This window comes from Candidatus Tremblayella endosymbiont of Pseudococcus viburni (assembly GCF_964031255.1).
Genome location: NZ_OZ035015.1, coordinates 71,064 through 90,173 on the forward strand (window position 1 = coordinate 71,064; position 19,110 = coordinate 90,173).

Genomic DNA, 19,110 nt, shown 5'->3' on the forward strand with positions numbered 1-19,110 from the left:
GATGTGGTGAAATTCAGTTCTGACGTAGGTATCTATGGTGCTGCTATAAGCAAGGCATGCGACCAGGCATCCAGCTCCGAGCCCACGTTAGAACCAAGCACGCTGTTTCATGCGAACAGCCGAGCGGAGCGCTGATGTAGCGCATAACCCCTGAATCAGGCAAAGAGGCACTGAGCTACACTTTGTGCGCAGCAGCGTCCAAGTCCAGCGCCAAGGGCATTGCAAGCATACAGGCTTGCAATTGCGCCAGGCGTTCGTGTAGTATATTACGGAGCAAGCCAACAATGCTGCAAGGAAGTTCAATGCTAGGCTTCACGGACTGTAAGAGCAGCGCAGCACGCAAGAGCCGTAGCCGCCTCAGATGCATGGTCGGCTCGTGCGGTCGAACCATGGGTTTCATGCCATGCTGCCTGTGGGTGCACGGAGGTGGCATAGCAATGGGCATACGCTCAGGACAGCGATCAGTGCAGGCAAGAGAATGCTCCGAACTACAACACCACTTGTCACGGATTCTGGAGGTAGCAGGCGTGCGATGCAGCAGCCTAACGGTATCGGCACACAGTCCTGCCGGTGCCCGACGCCACCCTCCGGCCAGTATTGCGGCTTGCGACGTACGTTCAGTCTTCGCGCCGAGGAACTCGTGCATTTGCCGGCTCGGACACCTGCAGTGCCGATAGACCCACGGTACTTGGCAGGCGCCCCTGCTGGTGTGGCATCGATTGCACGTAGGCCAGCCGTAGTAGCATTCGCAGGACACGTAGATCATGGCAAGACGACCCTCATGTCAGCACTTGCGGGCGCCGTACCGGCGCGCAGCGAGGCTGGGGGCATAACGCAGAACGTCTGCGCATACGACACAACTGCCCACGGCGCAAAGTTCGTACTTGTGGATACGCCAGGGCACAGCGCCTTTGCCCCATCGTCTCGGCGCGGCATCGCCCTTGCTGACATCGTAGTGCTTGTTGTTGCGGCTGACTCGGAGCCTGATGAGCGTAGCGTGCACAGCGTGCTAGCAGCCGCAGGTAGGGATAGGCAACTCGTGGTTGCCATAACCAAAGCTGACAGGGACGCAGCTCGCACAGGAGCCCGTCGAGTCCTGCGCCGGTGCGAGGCACTGATTAGTGCAGGCAAAGCTCGTGTGCGAGCACGATTCGTGTGCGTATCAGCTCATAGTGGCGAGGGCATGCCGGAAATGCTGCAGGTGCTTCGCGCGGCATCAGGCAACCTGCGACTATTGACCGTGCGCCGTGCTCCTGGGCATGGCGTGATCTTGGATGCAACAGTGTCTGGACGGGCTGGCGTAGAGGTTACAATGCTCGTACAAATGGGCGAGCTCTCTATAGGAGACAGGCTCACAATACGCGGCGCATGCTGCTGCATTCGATCACTCACTAGCACCAGCGGCTTGCCGGTAGATCGCGCATTACCGTACTCAGTTGTAGTGGCTCAGTGCATGTCACGGGCGCCGATCCCGGGTCAGCGGTTCATGTCAACATCGCGCCGGCAGGGTAGGCAACAGGTGTACAGGGCTACATACAGATGGCATCGCACACCTAACGCCAGCGCAATGCGGTACGCGCTCTCGCAGCGCGTACGCTACGTTGTTAGGGCCAGGAACCATGCGCTGCTTGGTGCAGCGTTGCGAGTGATCCGCGCAGTGCCAGCACACCCACCAGCGCCCTTGGTGGTACGCGCAGGCCTGGGTCCTGCCTGTCCCAGCGATGCAGCCATCGCCGCTGCAACAGGCGCTGTCATAATTACCATAGGTATGACCGAACAGTCAAATCGCCCATCCTGCGAGCCATGCGTTCAGCGCTTCTGTACAGTGTATGAGCTGCGCAGCGCGCTGATTGCACGGAGCGCGCAGCATAACGTTCGGCTAACCTCTCCAGCCTGTAAGGCAGGCGTGGTGCGCCTATTTGGCCATGCAGTACGTGGAGCCATACTGGGCTGCAGGGTACTGTATGGTACGCTAAGGGTTGCATGCCATGCTAGCATACTGAGGTCAGGCGCTGAGGTAGGGCGGTGCGAGATAGGCTCCCTCCGGCTGTTCAGGGAAGATGTCATGGAGGTCCAGTGCGGTGACGAGTGCGGAGTGTGCGCCCAAGGCATACGCCCCGCGGCGCTAGAGCTCTCCATAGGGGACGAGCTAGTTGTGAACAACAACAATTGCGATGCGCGCACATAGGGATAGGCATGGGCCTCGGCACAAGGCGCGCGCAATACTGGCGCGAGCGCTGCGGGGCTCGTGCGGCCTAGGCTCTAGCTTCGTAGCCATGCACGGCGCAGCAGCGCACTCGCACTGCGCGCTATGTGTGCGATATAGCGCTGCGTTTGGCGACAGGGAGAGCCTAGAGGCACGCCTGTCTGCGGAGGCTTCCAGGGTTGCAAGGCATGCAAGGGAGCAGCGTGAGCCAAGGCTAACATTCCACCCGGCAGAGCAGCATGTCACTCCTGCTATATAAGCAGAGGGTAAGCACTCGCCCCGCAGAGCGTAGCTTGCCATACTGGCAACAGCCACCGTCGCACTTGTAGCCTTGCAGCATTCCATGCCAAAGCTAACGCTGGTACGGCAATGCGTACCACGCCCAAGCGCATGCGGCTGCCTTACGTGCACCGTGGATTGCTAGTGTACGTCACGAGCCTAGGCCTAGTTAGCTGCTGCGCAGCCTGCCATTGGGCAAGCCTGCTGCGCCGCATAGGCTGCTTGCGTATGGCTGTTAACAGGGCCAGCGCAGCAGGCAACCCCCCTGCTTGGCTGAACGTAGGCTGCATACCATCAAAGGCGCTGCTACACTCCTCAGTAGCAGCAGTGGCAGCTGCGTATGGTCTGGCATGGCATCATGCTGGGATGCGTTTACCTGAACGTGCGCAGGCAATGCTAAGGAAGCGCAGGGTGGTAGATAGGATCCAACGGCAATGCGCCTACGGCATCATACGATAGGCTACTCCGCAAAGGGTGCGCACCCAACACCCAATGCCGCGGTGCCTCAGGCCAGGTAGGGTGGTCGCCCTGGTCATCGGCACCTGGCGCATACGCAGTTTGCGATGCAGTGAGGGGACCAATGCTAGCCAACAAGGCATCTGATGAGGCCACATGTTGGCAGTGGCAATGGGCCTAGACACAAGCGTAGACTAAGCCTGCATATCGCACGGTGATAGACACCGAGGGTTGGCATAACAGGGCAGAGGGGTTCGTTAAGGTGGTGGCATGCGCAGCATCGTACGTTGTGCTGGGCGCCTATATAGCGGCACAGCGCATCCGAGCTCATAGCCACCTTCGTGCTTGCAATGGCGTTCGGCGCCACAGCCACAGACAGAGCGCGAGGTTCGCCCACTCCACCATAGCCGAGTTGATTAAGGAGGTGGCGAACCTCGCGCTCTCTAAGGCGTACCAACATCAACAGAAATGACGTACTACGACATAGCGTACATAGTGGATCCTAGGTCACAGGATCCGGCCTTACTTGAGAGCGACATAACCAGGCACGTAACTGCCTGTGGCGGTGTCGTGCATGGCCTAGAAAACTGGGGCGTAACGGTGCTCGCGCACCCTGTAAATGGTGCAACGCGAGCGGTGCGGTGCCAAGCTGGCATAGAATGCAACAGCCGAGCTCTTTCATCCATCAGGAGGTGCCTAGCGCGCTACTCGCTGAGACACCTGGTCATGAAGAGACGTCGCAACATAGAGGATGCTCTGCTACTGGCCCTAAGGGCCGCTGCGGAAGGCAACAGCCCAAGGAGGCTCAGGTGACGTCGAGCAGGGGGCATGCTGCTACTGTCACGCAGGACGCAGACACGTCGCCGCACAGCCTGCGCGAGCTGCTGACAAGCGTGCCCAACCCTAGGAGCGCCCGCGTTCTCAGGTCTTTCCTTACTGAGTACGGCAAGATAATGCCAGCAAGGATGACAGGCCTGCCGGCTACCCTTCAGAGGAGGCTAAGGGTTGCCATAAAGAGGGCGCGGTACATGGCACTGCTACCATACACCAGCCGCCATGCGATAGCACAACTTCGATCGGATGGTGGGTAGTGTGGGGAGCGTCAGGGTGATATTACTGTGCGCCATAGTAGGACTGGGCAGCGCTGGGGATGTGGTAACAGTGCGGCGCGGCAATGCCATCAATCGCTTGATACCCTCAGGCGCAGCGGTCCCATGCTGCAGGGCGCTCCGCGCACTCGTAGCAGCGTCTGATAGGATCGTCTGCGCGGCAGCCCAGCATATCCCGCGGTACCTGTTCTTCAGGAGGGTCGGCGCGCATGATGCGGCGTGGGACGTAGGCATAAGACCCCATGACGTCGTGTCGCTGCTCAGGGCGTTCGGCGTGAGTGTATGGCTTGACCAGGTGGAGGTCATAAACCCTGCGCCGCGCGCCGTAGAGCACACTGCGCTAATACGGTCCACGCAAGGCTCTACACGCAGCGTCAGGGTAAGGGTTACGTGCTCGGTCAGGGCGTGAGTGCGCAGCCAGTCCAGGACGAGTCGTGCATGGTGTGTGCTGCAGCGGAGCGCATTGTATTGGGCCGGCTACTGCAGGATGCTGGACTGGTGGCTGCTGTGTCGGCAGTCCTGTGCTCGGAGGACTTCTGCACCGCACGACATAGGCTCATATACAGGTGCATAGGCAGCGTTGCGGCCAAGCACCGCATTACTGATCCGCTCCTTGTATACGACGCCGCCCTGTCCCACGGAACCGAGGGCATAGGCGTGATGGGATACCTTGCCGAGCTTGCTGTAAGCGCGGACAGTTCGGCAGACGTCCGCCGGTACGCCGAGCTCGTTAGAGACAAGGCCATAGCGCGACGGCTTGTGTCGGCGCTAGATGGGGCGCTACGCGATGCCATGAACCCACAGGGCAAGGGTGTGTGCGAGCTTCTCGCAGGGGCGGAGGCTCGACTAGCCGACGTGCGCAGAGAGCACGACCTCAGGCACCATGCAGGCACGGACGTCAGGGGCATACTGCAGGATATAGTGGCACGTGCCGGGCAGCAGCAAGGTCAGAGCCCAAGCAGTGCAAAGCGTGTTACGGGCCTGCCTACTGGGTTCGACGAGCTGGACGACATGACTCTTGGACTGCAGAACGGAGAGCTCGTGGTCATAGCCGGCCGGCCCTCAATGGGCAAGACTGCGCTACTTATGAACATAGTTGAGCACGTCGCCATAAGGGAGAAGCTGCAGGTACTGGTGTTCTCGATGGAAATGACGTCAGGGCAGCTCGTCACTCGCATAGTAAGCTCGGCTGGCATGATAAGGCAGAGGAGCATATGGGCTGGCGGGCTTGATGGTAGGGAGCTCACTAACCTCGCTGAGTCTGCCAGGGTTGTGGGAGAAGCAAGGATTCTCATTGATGACAGGATCAACCTCAGCCCAATGGACGTCCGGAGCAGCATAGTCAGGATGACCGAGCTGCACGGCAAGATAAGCCTGGTTGCCATAGACTACATACAGCTCATGGTCAGCGCTAACTGTGCTGGCAATAGGTATGTCGAGGTGTCTGACATCTCGCGCTCCCTAAAGAACATATCGCGCGAGCTGAGCGTGCCTGTGGTAGCAATCTCGCAGCTCAACAGGGGTCTTGAGCAGCGTGCAAACAAAAGGCCCGTAATGTCTGACCTTAGGGAGTCTGGCGCAATAGAGCAGGATGCAGACCTCATACTCTTCATATACAGGGACGAGGTATACAACCACTACACAAAGGACAAGGGCGTGGCAGAGATAATTGTGGGCAAGCATAGGAACGGCCCAACTGGCTCCATAAGGCTAAACTTCCTGGGGGAGTACATGAAATTCGTAACCCCAGGCAGGCCCAAGGAAGATGGCTAGGCTAGTGCCCCTGACCATCCTGGGCTATGGCACGGTAGGAAGGGGCGTACTAGAGGCACTGCATGCCTGGGCTCCCTTTGCGCCTGGCGTTGATGCCAGGGCATGCACAGTTTGTACCAGGTGCACAGGTTCCGCCCCTTCCAGAACACACAGGTCACGTGCGTCCTGTGCTCTGGAGCGGTTAGAGAAAAGGTCCTGCGTGGTCGTAGAGGTCATGGGTGGCACCAGCGCCGCACGTTGTGCAGTGCACGCAGTGCGACAGGCGACCACCCCCTTCGTCACTGCGAACAAGGCACTCCTGTCGTGCTACGGGCCAGAGGCACGCCTTTGCGGGCTTGGAGTTCTTGCAGAGGCTGCTGTTGCAGGAGGCCTGCCTGTCATTGCCGTGGCCCATAGAAGCACACCAGCGGCTCGCCTGTCGCACGCAGTGGGAGTGCTAAACAGCACCGCTAACTGGGTCCTAACGAGCATGTGCCGGTACGGCCTCCCCATTAGGCGCGCTATGCTTGAGGCCTTCGCACGAGGATACGCCGAGGCAGACTGCGCGTGCGATGTTGATGGCGCAGACGCGGCCCAGAAGCTAGCAGTGCTAGGCTCGTGGTGCCCTGGAGCTCACATAATGCCAAGGAGCCTGTATGCAGAGGGCATGCGTTGCGTTAGTACGCAAGAGTGTGCTTGCGCACTAGCTCTAGGTCTTGATGTCAAGCTACTTTCGCTTGTGTCACATGGCGGCGCTATGGTAGGGCAAGTTCGCCCCTTCCTGGCATCATCGCGCTGCCCTGCCGCATGCTGCGTAGGGGTTACAAACGCGGTGTTTTTGGCAGGAGATAGCACAGGGGGAATGTGGCTATACGGCCGGGGCGCAGGCAGGAGGCCAACTGCTGCGGCAGTGTGCTCGGACGTCGTAGCTGCTGCGCAAAGCGCCGCTGCTAGGGAGCGGGCGCCAGCGCGGGCATCATACGGGCGTCGCGTCAGTGCTCGACTGAGTTGCAAGTCCTATTTACGCGCATGCTTCATAACGCAACCTGCATGCAAGGCTGCGCTGGCCCGGTGCATGCGCAGCCAGACCATCACCGCTCGGCTCGTGCGGTCGCACTGCAGCACGGCGTGCGTTGCGTTGCTTGGAGCGACGCACGATCTTGTCCTGATGTCGCTAGTGGCAGATGACCTCGATGTACGCTACGCTCGTTTCATGAGGGTCGTCCTGTAGTGTACACTTCCACACGCACAGGGCCCGCGCAGCCTTGCATGTACTTCTCGCGAGCCCTGCTTGCCGGCATGGCATGGGATGGAGGCCTGTACATGCCTGCTGCCTACCCCACGCAGATTGAAGCGCCAGCATGGCGTTTCATGGCGTACAGCGAGCTTGCCTTCAGGGTGCTCAGACGTTTCGCGCGAGGTACGAGCCGCACATTGCTCAGGGCCGTGTGCAGGACAGCGTACCGCCGTGGTTTCGGGTGCGCTGACGCAAACGGGTGCGCAAGGGATGCAGTAGGCGCATCGTGGATATCGGGGCACCTATACCTGGGTGGTCTATCATGGGGGCCATCACTATCATTCAAGGACCTAGCAATGCAGGCGCTAGGAGTTGCCTTTGCGTGCGTAGTTTGGCGCCACTACTACATCGTGAGCGCTACGTCTGGTGACACTGGAGGAGCAGCATGCCGCGCCATCGCAGGTAGCAGGAAGGTTGGGCTCCTGGTGCTTTCGCCTGCTGGAGGCGTGTCTGCGTTCCAGGCTGAGCAGATGTATGGCACCATGGCCGGAAATGTTGTAAATGCATGCCTGCACGGAGGGTTCGACTGCTGCCAGGACGTAGTGAAAGCGCTCCTATGCATGCGCCGCAGGGACGTAGGCACAGCAAACTCCATAAACCTGTCCAGGCTGCTCCTGCAGTCTGCGTACTACCTGGCACTGCGTGAGAGGCTGGTTACCTGGACGGGTGAACGCTTGTGCTACCACATACCATCGGGCAACTTCGGGAACACCTTCGCATGCCACATGGCCATGATCTGTTGCACGCATTGCTTCCATGCCACCGTAGCCACGAACGAGAACAACGTACTAGACTGCTTCCTGAAAGGAGGCGTATGCCTCCCGCGCAGCGAAACGGTAGTTAAGCGCACTCATGCACCGAGCATGGATATATCTTGGGCCTCCAACATTGAGAGGCTGCTGTACGATGTACTGGGCCGCAGTGGCAGTATGGCAGGGCGGGCAGCTCGCACTCGAGGCAACTCCGCGTGGGTTCTGCTAGCGCACGCTAGCCACAGGTGCCTGAGGTCGTGCGGCGTTTCATCGGACGCCTCGTTGCACGTAGAGAGGTCCATGCTTGTCGAGCTGATGTACCGACGGCATGGCGTGGCAGTAGACACTCACACCGCAGCAGCACTAAAGTCTGCCATGCTTGCAGCAAGGGGTGACGTCCAGGTTGCTCTTGAGACCGCTCGGGACATCAAACTGAAGGCAGAGCTGCACGGAACGTATGGCAATAGCTATAGGCACGCAGTTCCTCGGCGCGCAAGGCATGCCCGGCACGTGAGCCCGGCTTGTGCTCACGTTAGCCGGCTCCTTGGTATACCCGCAGTGCCTGGTCAGCGCAGGCGCCTAGTGTGAACGACTGGTCCGCGCCTGGCATAGGCGCAGTGCGTGGACGATGTCACATCTATCTTCAACATGGGGTACGCGGCACAACCAATGTTAATCGACCCCTTTGGCGCCAGTGTGGACCTGGTCAGAAGCGTCAGGCATCCAGCGGCGTCGTGGAACGTCGTTGGCCTGTACCTCGCGTCCTGCATTGCCTCACGCCCTCCTCATGGCCCTGAAGGACCACTTGGGAGACGTGGACCCAGTCGCATCTTTTCGGAACGCTGAGCACCGAGCGTCGGGTTGCGCTATGCGTGCCAGCCGTGCAGCAAGCAGGGGCGGCACTACGCCCCGCGAACACAGGGGCAGCGCGCGGAGTCCTGCATGCCCAGCTCGAATAGCTACCCCTACTGCCCTGGCTACGGCCTCGTGAGAGTCGCGGAACGTCATGCCATGCCATACTAGGCTATCCGCAAGGTCCGTCGCTACGGCGTAGCTGGAGTCCAATCTTCTGCGCAGCCTAGACTTGTTAAGACGCAGGCTTCGTACAGCCATAGCCATCACCGATAGCGACCTGGTAACTGCGCGCGATGCGCCCAGAAGGACGGCCTTGTCTTCCTGGTTGTCCCTGTTGTATGCCAGCCCCTGTGCCTTCATTACAGCCATGATACCCATGGCGCCACCAATTAGTACGGCAGCCTTGGCCCTGACAAGCTCAAGTATGTCAGGGTTCTTCTTCTGTGGCATGATGGACGACCCTGTGCAGAGCGCGTCTCCTAGTACTGCAAAGCCGACGATAGAGCTGCTCCAGGCAATCATGTCCTCAGCCAGCCGAGACATGTGCACCATGAGTACGGCACAACACAGCGCGTACTCCATTACGAAGTCCCTATCTGACACGGCATCCAGGGAATTTGGGGATACGCAATGGAGCCCCAGCATGTCTGCCGTGGTGTACCTGTCTCCTCCGTGGTTAGTCCCAGCGAGCGCGCCAGATCCAAGAGTCAGAACACACGCTGCTCGTGTGCAGCGTACTAGCCTAGAGCGGTCTCGTGCTAGCATGCAGCGATACGCAGTTAGATAGTGGGCGGCGGTTACAGGTTGCGCTACCTGCATATGTGTTAGCCCGGGCATCATGGTGTTTAGGCATGCGCGGGACCTTGCTGCAAGGGCCAGCTCTAGCTCCTCCACCCGGCATATGGCTGCGCCTGCCATGTGCCTAAGCCATACCCGGGCTGTTGTGGATACCTGGTCGTTGCGCGACTTGCCCGTGTGAGCCATCCTGCCAGCCTTGCCAACGAGTTCAGTAAGGACGTGCTCCACGTTCCTATGGACGTCCTCCAGCTCCGGCCGCCATGATATCGCTCCGGCCCTAGCACCCATCGCTACTTCGCTAAGCCCTCTCTCAACATCGGCAAGATCTGCGATGCTCATTACGCGCCTCATGTACAGAGACCTGCAGTGTGCCGCAAGCACCGCAGCGTCGCAGTGGCACATAGCCCTGTCGAAGCCCACCGAGGCTGTAAAACTCTGCACTGGCGCACATACTGGGCTGGAGAATCTGCCCGACCACATAGTGCATAGTAGTAGTCCAGGTGGCTTCACGGTATAAGCGCTAGTCTCAGGAACTAGTAAATCTCACGATTTATGGAGGTTCAACTCCTCCCTGGACATATGGTCTGTAGGCATGCGGCACGCAGGCTAGTCTGCGGGTTCCATGCGGTGTCTCGCTGATAAGGAACAGCCATGGCTCATCGCAACCCTCTGCACGATGCTCTGAGGCGTACCGCAGTATCGCTGCGCCTGGCGCTTCTTGGCATTTGCCTGAGACTAGCGCTTGACTGGCTGCAGGACCTGCGCAACGGCAGCTCTGGCAGTAGATTCTACAGGCGAGTTCTGCGTGCAGGCCTTCGTTGCACGACCCGCGCTCTGCAACAATCAGCTACCAGTCCTTCCACGCTGGTTGCACCGTCAGGCTCTACAGAATAGGCAGCTGACTACGCTCGCCACGCTGCCATTGCTCTACTGGCCTAAGACGTGCTGATGCCTCTATCGCATTGCCTGCTCTTCTATACACCGCTTACCAGTGCCTTCCTCTATCTTTCTGATGACCATGCAATATACCAAGCCTTTACCCTTTCATCATATGCCTTCGCATGATTCCATGCCTTATTCCTGATGGCATGCCTTCACTACACCTTTACCCTAGGCTTCAACATCGCACGTCTTGGGGTCAACAGGCTCTTCCGGTGGCTGTAGCTCAGTTGGCAGAGCTCAGGATTGTGGATCCTGCAGGTATGGGTTCGAGTCCCATCAGTCACCCACGCACAAAAGGTATGCCTCCGAATTGAATGACCTTGAGGACGCATCCCTATACACTTCTACGCTAGAAAAGTGCCTTTCCATTACGCTAGCTATGTGTTCGGCTCGAATAACGAACGTCTTGTGCAACAGCGCTCCTCCATATAACAGAAACCGGCGCGACACCATTAGAAGCGTCTCCGCAACTTTGGCCGTAGCTATGCTGTCCAGGTACCGATCGCAACTCGTGGATGGGCATATGTCGGACAATATTAGCCCTACACCGCTTGGCACCCTCGACGACACCATGGCAATTGTTTCTGCCTCTGTTATGTCCCCATGTACGAAACTTACGCCTCGGACGCGCACCATGGCTCGTGTGTCTACAGACACCGTGCGCCACGCCATCCCCGACACGCGCCTTTCGTACGATATGTACTGGCTCCAATCCCCGGGGCTTGAGCCTAGCTCCAGAACGTCGCACTGGCGCGACATTAGTCCGTACTTGGCGTCCAGACGCTTGAGCTTGCACGCTGCCCTAGCCCTGTAACCCCAGGCCTTTGACGTGCGTACGAACGAATCTCCAACGTGCCTAGCGTACCACGAGCTTGTTCTACCCATGTCAGACCCTCCGCGCTATGCGCAGCTCTTGCAGCCTTAGAGGTAGCATATCAGACGGGCTGCACAAGCCCCTCCATGAGCGCAAGGAAGCCCTTATGGTAGAGCACACCAGGGATGTGTGCGGCCTGGCTGGGTGCGATTGTTGCTCTCCACTGCCATCCTCTGGATCAAGCACCAGGCGGCGACCACTTGCGACGCCCCGGCGCACCATTACGCCCTTGCTGTAGACTGCCCGGTACTGCGCTCTGTGCAGCACAGCTCTACGCCAGCCTGGCGCATTAGCCGCGCAGCCTGAAGCATTGCTGTCGTGCTACCTAGCAGGCTGTAAGCGCCTCTGACCTGGCGCCCTTCCGCCACCCCACCGCTGCCCTGCGACTTAGAAGGAGCAACGGCGCACATGACCTTCCCGTAGCTCCGGATCTACGGGACTGCGAAGGGTTTGCGCACGGGAACCTGGATAATGCGAACACAGCCTCCTTCGACTGAGTACCGTCGGAGCATCCTGGGATTGGATACTCCCTAGGCCCAGCATGCCGCTGGAATGTTGGCCATGCAGGCCTTGGACACGAAGGGCACCGTCATCGATGCTCTGGGCTCTATGACATAGACCGCCTCCGGTGCTGGGCCTAGGGAGTATGGCGGCGTGCAGCATGGAGTCACGGTCACAGTCCATGTCGCACTGAGGCTCAGCCTAGGAACTGCCCCCGCTCTGCGCATTACCTGCATCCACCGACAGCTCAGAACGTACGAAGGGCGCACTATGCTGGGAATAACCACTCGCTCGGATACGGCTGCGCATCCTCTGGCCCCACATTATGCAGCCCAGGGGGCTGTGCGACACAGGCTTCGTCTAGCACAGCCTTGAACCTCAACCTATCTTACGCCGAGGCTATGGTGTCCGCAGGGTGCCGAGGATGCGCAGCAAGGAGGCTTAGCGGTGTCTGCCCTCCGAACTGCAGCACTGTACCCAGCGGCCGTGCGTATAGCGCCACCTCTATGTCATCCAGGGTCAGAGTGGCGCATGCTCTGCGTCGAAGTCAGTGGACACTGTCTAGGTGTTGCAGTTTACCATTACCGTGCTGTGCCCTACATGACAGCGGTGGCTGTTGCATGGACGCAGCAGTCGTCGAACTCGATGCCCTGGCCTATTGTTACGGACCGCACCTAGCACGGCAACCGATCCCACGTCGCTACCTAGGCATTCAGCCAGAGGTATCTGCGCGCATCCTGAGGGCCTGCGCACCACTTGCATGCAGCTGGATCGCGCAAACCCTGAATGGTCTGCGCTCTCAGAGATATGTGCGTCACCTTTACGCCATCGCCTAGGGTGCTGGGGTCAGTGGCTACGCCATGGTTCTGCGTCACTACAAGCACCGCACGGCAGCACAGGTACAGTGCTGGGTTGTTGGCGCCGCGGTGACCTTGCCCTGCAGGGTGTGGCGCACTGCACACAACCTGGTGGCCTAGGCACAACGCCGTGCAGTGATGCGAGCCATGCTGCAACGCTTCGCGCGGGCTGCCATGGCCATTAGAAGCAACGGGCGCAGTGGCACAGGTACGTCGCATCGTGGGGACGCAGGCACGAGGGCAATGCAACAAACGCACAGCCAGTAGAGGCTAGCATTCTGGATATGCCATCTTAGCCCCCATGTCCAGCAGCCTAGCTCTGGGTCTCCCAGCTTTGAACATGCTTTCGCATGGCATGGCATGTAGCAATGGGGCGCAGAGTGGTGCAGCCTTGCTATTGACAGAAGGACCGCCCTGCACTAGCCGGCGTGGTTAGGCGTAAGCAGTGCGTCCTAGGGACCTGAGGGACAGAACGAGCGCCCTAGTATCCATCGCGTTCAGCAGTATGGCACTACGAGCTCGCAGGATGGCAACGTTGGAGCAAGCGCTCGTGTCTTCCGCCGCAGCTTTGCTGATGCTGCGTGTGTGCGAAGATTCAGCATGGTACGCGCTTGCTCCAACGTTGCCACGTTTGGCATGCCAGCACTACGACCTGACGCTGAGCTGGGGTCCGTAACTATCTCAAGGTATCCTGATGGGAATGGTTGAATACAGCATCGCCGAACGCAACTCACTCAGCACCGCGGCCCCTGCATGTCTGCCACGTGTCAAGCACCATGGATTCAAGGTGGCTACGCCGCATGATGTTGCCCGTGGTGTGTGGACTCAGACTTTACGTTGCGGCACTACAGCCTATGACGCCACCCGGAGCTCAACGATGCACACACGTTACGTAGTGCTGGACACTGAGACCACCGGCCTCAGTCCTCGCTACCATAGGCTTGCAGAGGTGGGGTGCGTGGAGATTGCATGCGGGCGCATCACTGGAAACTACTTCCATGCATACATTAACCCGCGGCAGCGCATGACTAGGGGTGCCCAGGCTGTGCATGGACTGAGGGACGAGTTCCTCGCTACGCAGCCCACGTTCCGCGCAATTGCCCAGCGGCTGCTATTCTTCCTGTGCAGATCTACACTAGTTGGACACAACCTGTCGTTCGACCTGAACTTTCTGGATGTAGGGCTAGCAACAGCCGGCTTCATGCCTGCTGCGAGATACTGCCATGGCGTCATAGACACTATGCTTCACCTTGCGCAGCGCGGCCGCAGGCGTAGGTTTTCACTGGATGCCTGCTGCGATATGCTTGGAGTACGGAGAGGGGATAGGGCAAGGCACGGCGCCCTGGAGGACGCCGTGCTTCTTGCAGAGGCATTCGTCGTGGCAAAGCGAACCCTACCACCAATCGGCTACCATTGCGCCACCATGGGCCTGCACTGCCTAGGGCTACACCCCGGTCTTGCAGAAGTGCAACCTGGCGCTGATGACTAGAGGGCGCACGACGCTCTTGTACGTCGCATACGATGGCCTGCTGTATGACGTTGCAGGCTGAGATGGTGCAATGCATACGGATGGCAGAACAGAACCATGGCCGGCCGATGCATTGCCGAGCGTGAAGCCGAACGATAACCTGCACAATAGCATCAGATCCTCCATCTGAAGCTGTGCAATGACGCTCTCCCTGCTACAAAAGCTAAAGACTCTGTGTTTACCCAAACACCCTCACTAGATCATATAGTGGCCAATGCCAGGGGTTAAGCACAGCATCGACAACAATGCTAAGCAAGCAATCATCTTGCTCAGCTACCATACAGGCCGCAAGCAGACCAGCCGAGTATACCATAGTGAATAACCTGCGCCCATACGCTCGGTTGACACTGTAGCGGGGCTAGGCATACCTGTTTACGGCGACCGTGCGGCTATTGCCTCGCCATCCGAAGCGTACGGTGCCTGGCACGAGGGCGTACAGCGTGTGGTCCCTGCCAATGCCTACGCCTGGCCCGCTGTGGAACCTGGTTCCCCTCTGGCGCACTATGATGCTGCCTGGCGTGACGTAGGAGCCGCCCAGCCTCTTAACGCCAAGCATCTTGGCATGCGAGTCCCTACCGTTCCTGGTTGTGCCTCCTGCTTTCTTCTGTGCCATCGTTCGGGTATGCTGCTTGGCCTACTACAAGAGCGGTGCTATGCTGCTGGTGCGTCATGCTGCGGCGGTGGTGCTTCCTGCGCCTGTGCTTCGTTATAGCAACCCTGGGGCACTTAGGGTGACCCAGGACTGTGGCCAGGGCGTAGCCGCTGTGGAGGCGTACTGATGTTGATGCTACAATTGGCTCCAACGTTCTTACGTAGACTTCCATTCCTACCTCGATGTCCAGCCTAGGGAGCACAAGAATCAGGCCTGCGCGCACCATGCGCTGCGTCCCTGTTATCATAGCCACCGTGGCAGGATGGTGCTGCGAGGGAGACATATGGCTTGCGTGCATTGCTGCAAGTGGAACAAACGCGCACTTAGGGACGCGTATGTTGTGGTGCTGCGGAGCGCGGGTTGCCAGTGCGACGCAACACGTGCAGCAGAGAAGACCGAGCGCCGGGGTTGGTGGCTACCTCACGTTGCGTTGGGGCAACGGTGCGCATGAGGACGAGGCTGCTAGCAAGCTCGATGGAGGCTCTAACCATGCGCTCGCCGTACGAGTCGAAGGTTAGGATAAGGAGTCTACCCCCAGGCTTCAGCACAGCGGGCGCCTGGCGCACTAGCGACCTTAGGCACTGAGGCTCTGAGTTGGCCATGGACCTAAGTGCCCTAAAAGCGTCTGCTGCCATGTGCATGCCTTGGTTGTGCAAGCAGCATGCTGCTGTGGCAACGTCAAGCGTAGTGGTGTAGTGCGCTTGGCGCACTATGTGCAGTATGCGAGATGCTGCTGCCTTGGTGCGCCCAGAAAATCCATGACATCTTAGCGATTCGTGCAGGGTGCCAAGCCCGGTGCGCATGAGACGGCCTGATAGCGGTGCGCTACGCGTTGGGTCTACCCTCATGTCGATAGGGCCAGGGTGCAGGTAGCTTAGGCCGCGCTGCGCATCGTGTACCTGGGTGGCAGAGGTGCCCAGGTCTGCTACAATTCCATCGGCGCCGTATATCTCTGCACAGCGAAGGTACGAATCCAGCGATCGGAAGTTGGCATGACCTGCGGCTGCCCTAGGATCGGACGTACGTTCGAACCTTATGCTCTGGTCGCAGTCCAAGGCTATTACCCTGCCCTGAGGCCCTAGGCACCCCAGGAGAGCCGTGCTATGCCCTCCGGCGCCATAGGTTGCGTCTATGTACAGGCCTGATGTGTTGGTCAGGAGGTTGTCCACAACTTCCTGAATCATTACGCTCCTGTGCTCGCGTTGCACCATGGTCCTGACGTAACCTGCTTTCGCACCGGGCACGCCGGCACTATCATCAGCCGCGTGCTGTGTCACATAACTGTTCGGAATGGTCAGCTGTGGGTCCAGCATCATTGCGCGTCAGGACTGCATAGAACATAGGATTAAGTCTCACGGGCGCATTAGTACTGGTCAGCTCAACGTTTCACAACGCTTACACACCCAGCCTATCAACGTTCTTGTCTTGAACGGCCCTTCATTATTGGGATACCTAATCTTGGGGTAGGCTTCCTGCTTATATGCCTTCAGCAGTTATCCCTGCCAAACGTGGCTACCCGGCGATGCCATTGAGACGACAACCGGCACACTATAGGTTTGTCCACTCCGGTCCTCTCGTACTAGGAGCAGCTCCCCTCAAGTATCCAACGCCCACGGTAGATAGGGACCAAACTGTCTCACGACGTTTTAAACCCAGCTCACGTACCTCTTTAAATGGCGAACAGCCATACCCTTGGGACCTGCTGCAGCCCCAGGACGAGATGAGCCGACATCGAGGTGCCAAACACCGCTGTCGATAAGAACTCTCGAGCGGTATAAGCCTGTTATCCCCGGAGTACCTTTTATCCGTTGAGCGATGGCCCTTCCATACAGAACCACCGGATCACTATGACCTGCTTTCGCATCTGCTCGACACGTTTGTCTCGCAGTCAAGCACGCTTATGCCATTGCACTTTCGGCACGATTGCCAACCGTGCTTAGCGTACCTTTGTGCTCCTCCGTTACACTTTGGGAGGAGACCGCCCCAGTCAAACTGCCTACCATGCACTGTCCCAGCGCCAGGTAATGGCGCTGGTTAGAGGGTTGAGGCGGGGTGAGTGGTATTTCACCTGCGACTCAGCCGGGCTGTTGCCCGGCTTCATAGTCTCCCACATATCCTACGCGCCCCGCCTCAAAGCTCAGTACAAAGCTGCAGTAAAGGTTCACGGGGTCTTTCCGTCTAGCCGTGGGTAGATTGCATCATCACAACCACTTCAATTTCGCTGGGCCTCGGGAGGAGACAGTGTAGCCATCGTTACGCCATTCGTGCAGGTCGGAACTTACCCGACAAGGAATTTCGCTACCTTAGGACCGTTATAGTTACGGCCGCCGTTTACCAGGACTTTGCTAGGGAGCTCTCACCCCCTGCATTAATCTTCCGGCACCGGGCAGGCGTCACACCCTATACGTCCACTTTCGTGTTTGCAGAGTGCTGTGTTTTTAATAAACAGTCGCAGCTACCTATTCGTTGCAGCCCGGGCTGCCGCACCGTGCCTTACGGCTCGGCTCGCCCTGGCATACCTTATCCCGAAGTTACGGTATCAATTTGCCGAGTTCCTTCTCCCGAGTTATCCCATGCACCTGAGAATGCTCATCACGCCCACCTGCGTCGGTTTGAGGTACGGACACGGTGCGCTTTGTGGTGCTTAGGGGTGTTTCCTGAGGCCGTACGCCGCAGCTTGAGTGCCATGCCCAGGGGAGTTCGCACTAGTACCAGCACGGGCTTGCCAATGCATCCCCACAGCATAGCAACTGCGTTCTCGCTGGGCAGCCTGCGACACGCGGCCTGTGCCCCCATCGCTTGCGCACCGTGGTGCAGGAATATTAACCTGCCAACCCATCGGCTACGCACTTCTGCCTCGCCTTAGGACCGACTGACCCCACGCTGATGATCATGGCGTGGGAAACCTTGGGCTTACGGTGAGGGGGATTCTCACCCCCTTTCTTGCTACTCATGTCAGCATTCGCACTTCCGATACCTCCAAGAAGCCTACCGGCCTCCCTTCGCAGGCTTACGGAACGCTCTCCTACCACGCACACTCCGTGCGTCCACAGCTTCGGTGCATGGCTTAGCCCCGCTACATCTTCCGCGCAAGCCGGCTAGATCAGTGAGCTATTACGCTATCTTTAAAGGATGGCTGCTTCTAGGCCAACCTCCTGATTGTCAGAGCCTGCCCACATCGTTCCACACTTAGCCATGCTTTGGGACCTTAGCTGGTGGTCTGGGTTGTTTCCCTTTAGACGCAGGATGTTAGCACCCAGCGTCTGCCTCCCGTGCTAATGCTGCCCCGGTATTCGGAGTTTGCTATGGCAAGGTAGCCCTCTCGGACCCCAAGGCCACTACAGTGCTCTACCACCTGGAGCAAAAACACGAGGCGCTACCTAAATAGCTTTCGGAGAGAACCAGCTATCTCCAGGTTTGATTGGCCTTTCACCCCTACCCACAAATCATCCCCTAACTTTGCAACGTTAGTGGGTTCGGACCTCCGGTGCGGCTTAACGCACCATCATCCTGTCCATGGGTAGATCACCTGGTTTCGGGTCTATGCCCGGCAACTACGGCGCCCAGTTAAGACTCGCTTTCGCTACGCCTCCCTCATGGAGTTAAGCTCGCTGCCAAACATAAGTCGCTGACCCATTATACAAAAGGTACGCCGTCACCCCAGCCTATGGGGCTCCGACTGTTCGTGTGCGCGCAATTTCAGGTCTGTTTCACTGCTCCCCCAGAGCTCTTTTCACCTTTCCCTCACGGTACTTGTTCACTATCGGTCGGTTGTGGGTATTTAGCCTTGGAGGATGGGCCCCCCATATTCAGACAGGGTTAGCGTGCCCCGCCCTACTCTAAAGCGCAGGTTGTCTGACCCCATGCAGCTTAGCCTACCGGACTGTCACCGTCTACGGTTGCCCGTTCCATGGCATTCGGCTGCTGCTATGGGGGCGCCTACGCAGGCTCCTCCCGTTTCGCTCGCCGCTACTATGGGAATCTCTTTGATTTCTTCTCCTGCGGCTACTGAGATGTTTCAGTTTGCCGCGTACGCGACCTGGCCCTATATATTCAGGTCAGGACGGGCTCACCTAGAGCCCAGGTTTCCCCATTCGGACACCCCCGGGTTGCAGCCCCAATAGGCACGCCGGTGTTTTCGTGTATTGGCACGTCCTTCGTCGCCCTCAACCGCCAAGGCATCCATTGCGCGCACTTAAGTCCTTAATCCTACACCAGCGGCATGCGAGCCGCTGCGCCGGCACGATAGCAA

The 19,110-nt window shown here is 58.7% G+C and carries 13 protein-coding genes, 2 tRNA genes, 2 rRNA genes and 2 pseudogenes; 11 read left to right on the forward strand and 8 right to left on the reverse strand.

Annotation, left to right across the window (positions count from 1 at the left end):
• Positions 1-532: 532 nt before the first annotated feature.
• From AAHM87_RS00455 to AAHM87_RS00490, 8 genes and pseudogenes are all read left to right on the forward strand, one after another.
• Positions 533-1,195, forward strand: a pseudogene (locus AAHM87_RS00455) (GTP-binding protein); the annotation flags it as partial.
• 711 nt (positions 1,196-1,906) lie between these two features.
• Entirely contained in the window at positions 1,907-2,188 is a 282-nt protein-coding gene (locus AAHM87_RS00460; protein WP_457913259.1) for a hypothetical protein, read from the forward strand.
• A 1,221-nt stretch (positions 2,189-3,409) separates the two neighbouring features.
• Positions 3,410-3,754 carry a 30S ribosomal protein S6 gene (locus AAHM87_RS00465; RefSeq protein WP_457913134.1) on the forward strand — a complete coding sequence of 115 codons (345 nt, stop codon included), beginning with the start codon at positions 3,410-3,412 and terminating at the stop codon, positions 3,752-3,754.
• Positions 3,755-3,861: 107 nt separating this feature from the next.
• A pseudogene (rpsR, locus tag AAHM87_RS00470) lies at positions 3,862-4,032 on the forward strand (30S ribosomal protein S18); the annotation flags it as partial.
• Positions 4,022-4,459: a bL9 family ribosomal protein gene (locus tag AAHM87_RS00475; protein ID WP_457913135.1), complete on the forward strand. Its 438-nt coding sequence runs from the start codon at positions 4,022-4,024 to the stop codon at positions 4,457-4,459. The pseudogene rpsR and the gene AAHM87_RS00475, both read left to right, overlap by 11 nt.
• Positions 4,460-4,488: 29 nt before the next feature.
• Positions 4,489-5,823, forward strand: coding sequence for a replicative DNA helicase (gene dnaB, locus AAHM87_RS00480; protein ID WP_457913136.1), 1,335 nt, complete (start codon positions 4,489-4,491; stop codon positions 5,821-5,823).
• Positions 5,816-7,033 (forward strand): homoserine dehydrogenase, encoded by a 1,218-nt coding sequence (locus AAHM87_RS00485; RefSeq protein ID WP_457913137.1) that lies wholly within the window; start codon positions 5,816-5,818, stop codon positions 7,031-7,033. Before dnaB ends, AAHM87_RS00485 begins: the two co-directional genes overlap by 8 nt.
• A complete protein-coding gene (locus tag AAHM87_RS00490; RefSeq protein ID WP_457913138.1) occupies positions 7,033-8,439 on the forward strand; it encodes a hypothetical protein in 1,407 nt (468 codons plus the stop codon). Before AAHM87_RS00485 ends, AAHM87_RS00490 begins: the two co-directional genes overlap by 1 nt.
• A gap of 186 nt (positions 8,440-8,625) precedes the next feature.
• Here AAHM87_RS00490 and argH read toward each other — a convergent pair whose 3' ends face one another.
• The gene (gene argH, locus AAHM87_RS00495; RefSeq protein WP_457913139.1) at positions 8,626-9,984 is read right to left on the reverse strand and encodes an argininosuccinate lyase; all 1,359 of its coding nucleotides are present in this window, start codon (positions 9,982-9,984) and stop codon (positions 8,626-8,628) included.
• Positions 9,985-9,998: 14 nt separating this feature from the next.
• Here argH and AAHM87_RS00500 point away from each other — a divergent pair.
• Together AAHM87_RS00500 and AAHM87_RS00505 are read left to right on the forward strand one after the other, a co-directional pair.
• A tRNA-Leu gene (locus AAHM87_RS00500) sits at positions 9,999-10,082 on the forward strand.
• Positions 10,083-10,658: 576 nt separating this feature from the next.
• Positions 10,659-10,731, forward strand: a tRNA-His gene (locus AAHM87_RS00505).
• Here AAHM87_RS00505 and AAHM87_RS00510 read toward each other — a convergent pair.
• Together AAHM87_RS00510 and AAHM87_RS00515 are read right to left on the reverse strand one after the other, a co-directional pair.
• The gene (locus tag AAHM87_RS00510; RefSeq protein WP_457913140.1) at positions 10,723-11,331 is read right to left on the reverse strand and encodes an SAM-dependent methyltransferase; all 609 of its coding nucleotides are present in this window, start codon (positions 11,329-11,331) and stop codon (positions 10,723-10,725) included. The two genes, AAHM87_RS00505 and AAHM87_RS00510, sit on opposite strands and share 9 nt — an antisense overlap.
• A gap of 1,194 nt (positions 11,332-12,525) precedes the next feature.
• Positions 12,526-12,897, reverse strand: coding sequence for a glutamine amidotransferase-related protein (locus AAHM87_RS00515; RefSeq protein WP_457913141.1), 372 nt, complete (start codon positions 12,895-12,897; stop codon positions 12,526-12,528).
• A 658-nt stretch (positions 12,898-13,555) separates the two neighbouring features.
• Here AAHM87_RS00515 and AAHM87_RS00520 point away from each other — a divergent pair.
• Positions 13,556-14,167, forward strand: a complete 612-nt coding sequence (locus tag AAHM87_RS00520) for a DNA polymerase III subunit epsilon (protein ID WP_457913142.1) — start codon at positions 13,556-13,558, stop codon at positions 14,165-14,167.
• A gap of 397 nt (positions 14,168-14,564) precedes the next feature.
• Here AAHM87_RS00520 and rpmA read toward each other — a convergent pair whose 3' ends face one another.
• The 5 genes from rpmA to AAHM87_RS00545 all read right to left on the reverse strand — a co-directional run bounded on the left by rpmA (position 14,565) and on the right by AAHM87_RS00545 (position 19,067).
• Positions 14,565-14,819 carry a 50S ribosomal protein L27 gene (gene rpmA / locus AAHM87_RS00525; RefSeq protein WP_457913143.1) on the reverse strand — a complete coding sequence of 85 codons (255 nt, stop codon included), beginning with the start codon at positions 14,817-14,819 and terminating at the stop codon, positions 14,565-14,567.
• Positions 14,779-15,156, reverse strand: a complete 378-nt coding sequence (locus tag AAHM87_RS00530) for a bL21 family ribosomal protein (RefSeq protein ID WP_457913144.1) — start codon at positions 15,154-15,156, stop codon at positions 14,779-14,781. Before AAHM87_RS00530 ends, rpmA begins: the two co-directional genes overlap by 41 nt.
• Before the next feature lie 25 nt (positions 15,157-15,181).
• Entirely contained in the window at positions 15,182-16,069 is an 888-nt protein-coding gene (rsmH, locus tag AAHM87_RS00535) for a 16S rRNA (cytosine(1402)-N(4))-methyltransferase RsmH (RefSeq protein ID WP_457913145.1), read from the reverse strand.
• Between the two features lies 1 nt (position 16,070).
• Positions 16,071-16,186 (reverse strand): 5S ribosomal RNA (gene rrf / locus AAHM87_RS00540).
• Positions 16,187-16,199: 13 nt separating this feature from the next.
• Positions 16,200-19,067, reverse strand: a 23S ribosomal RNA gene (locus AAHM87_RS00545).
• Between the last annotated feature and the right edge of the window lie 43 nt (positions 19,068-19,110).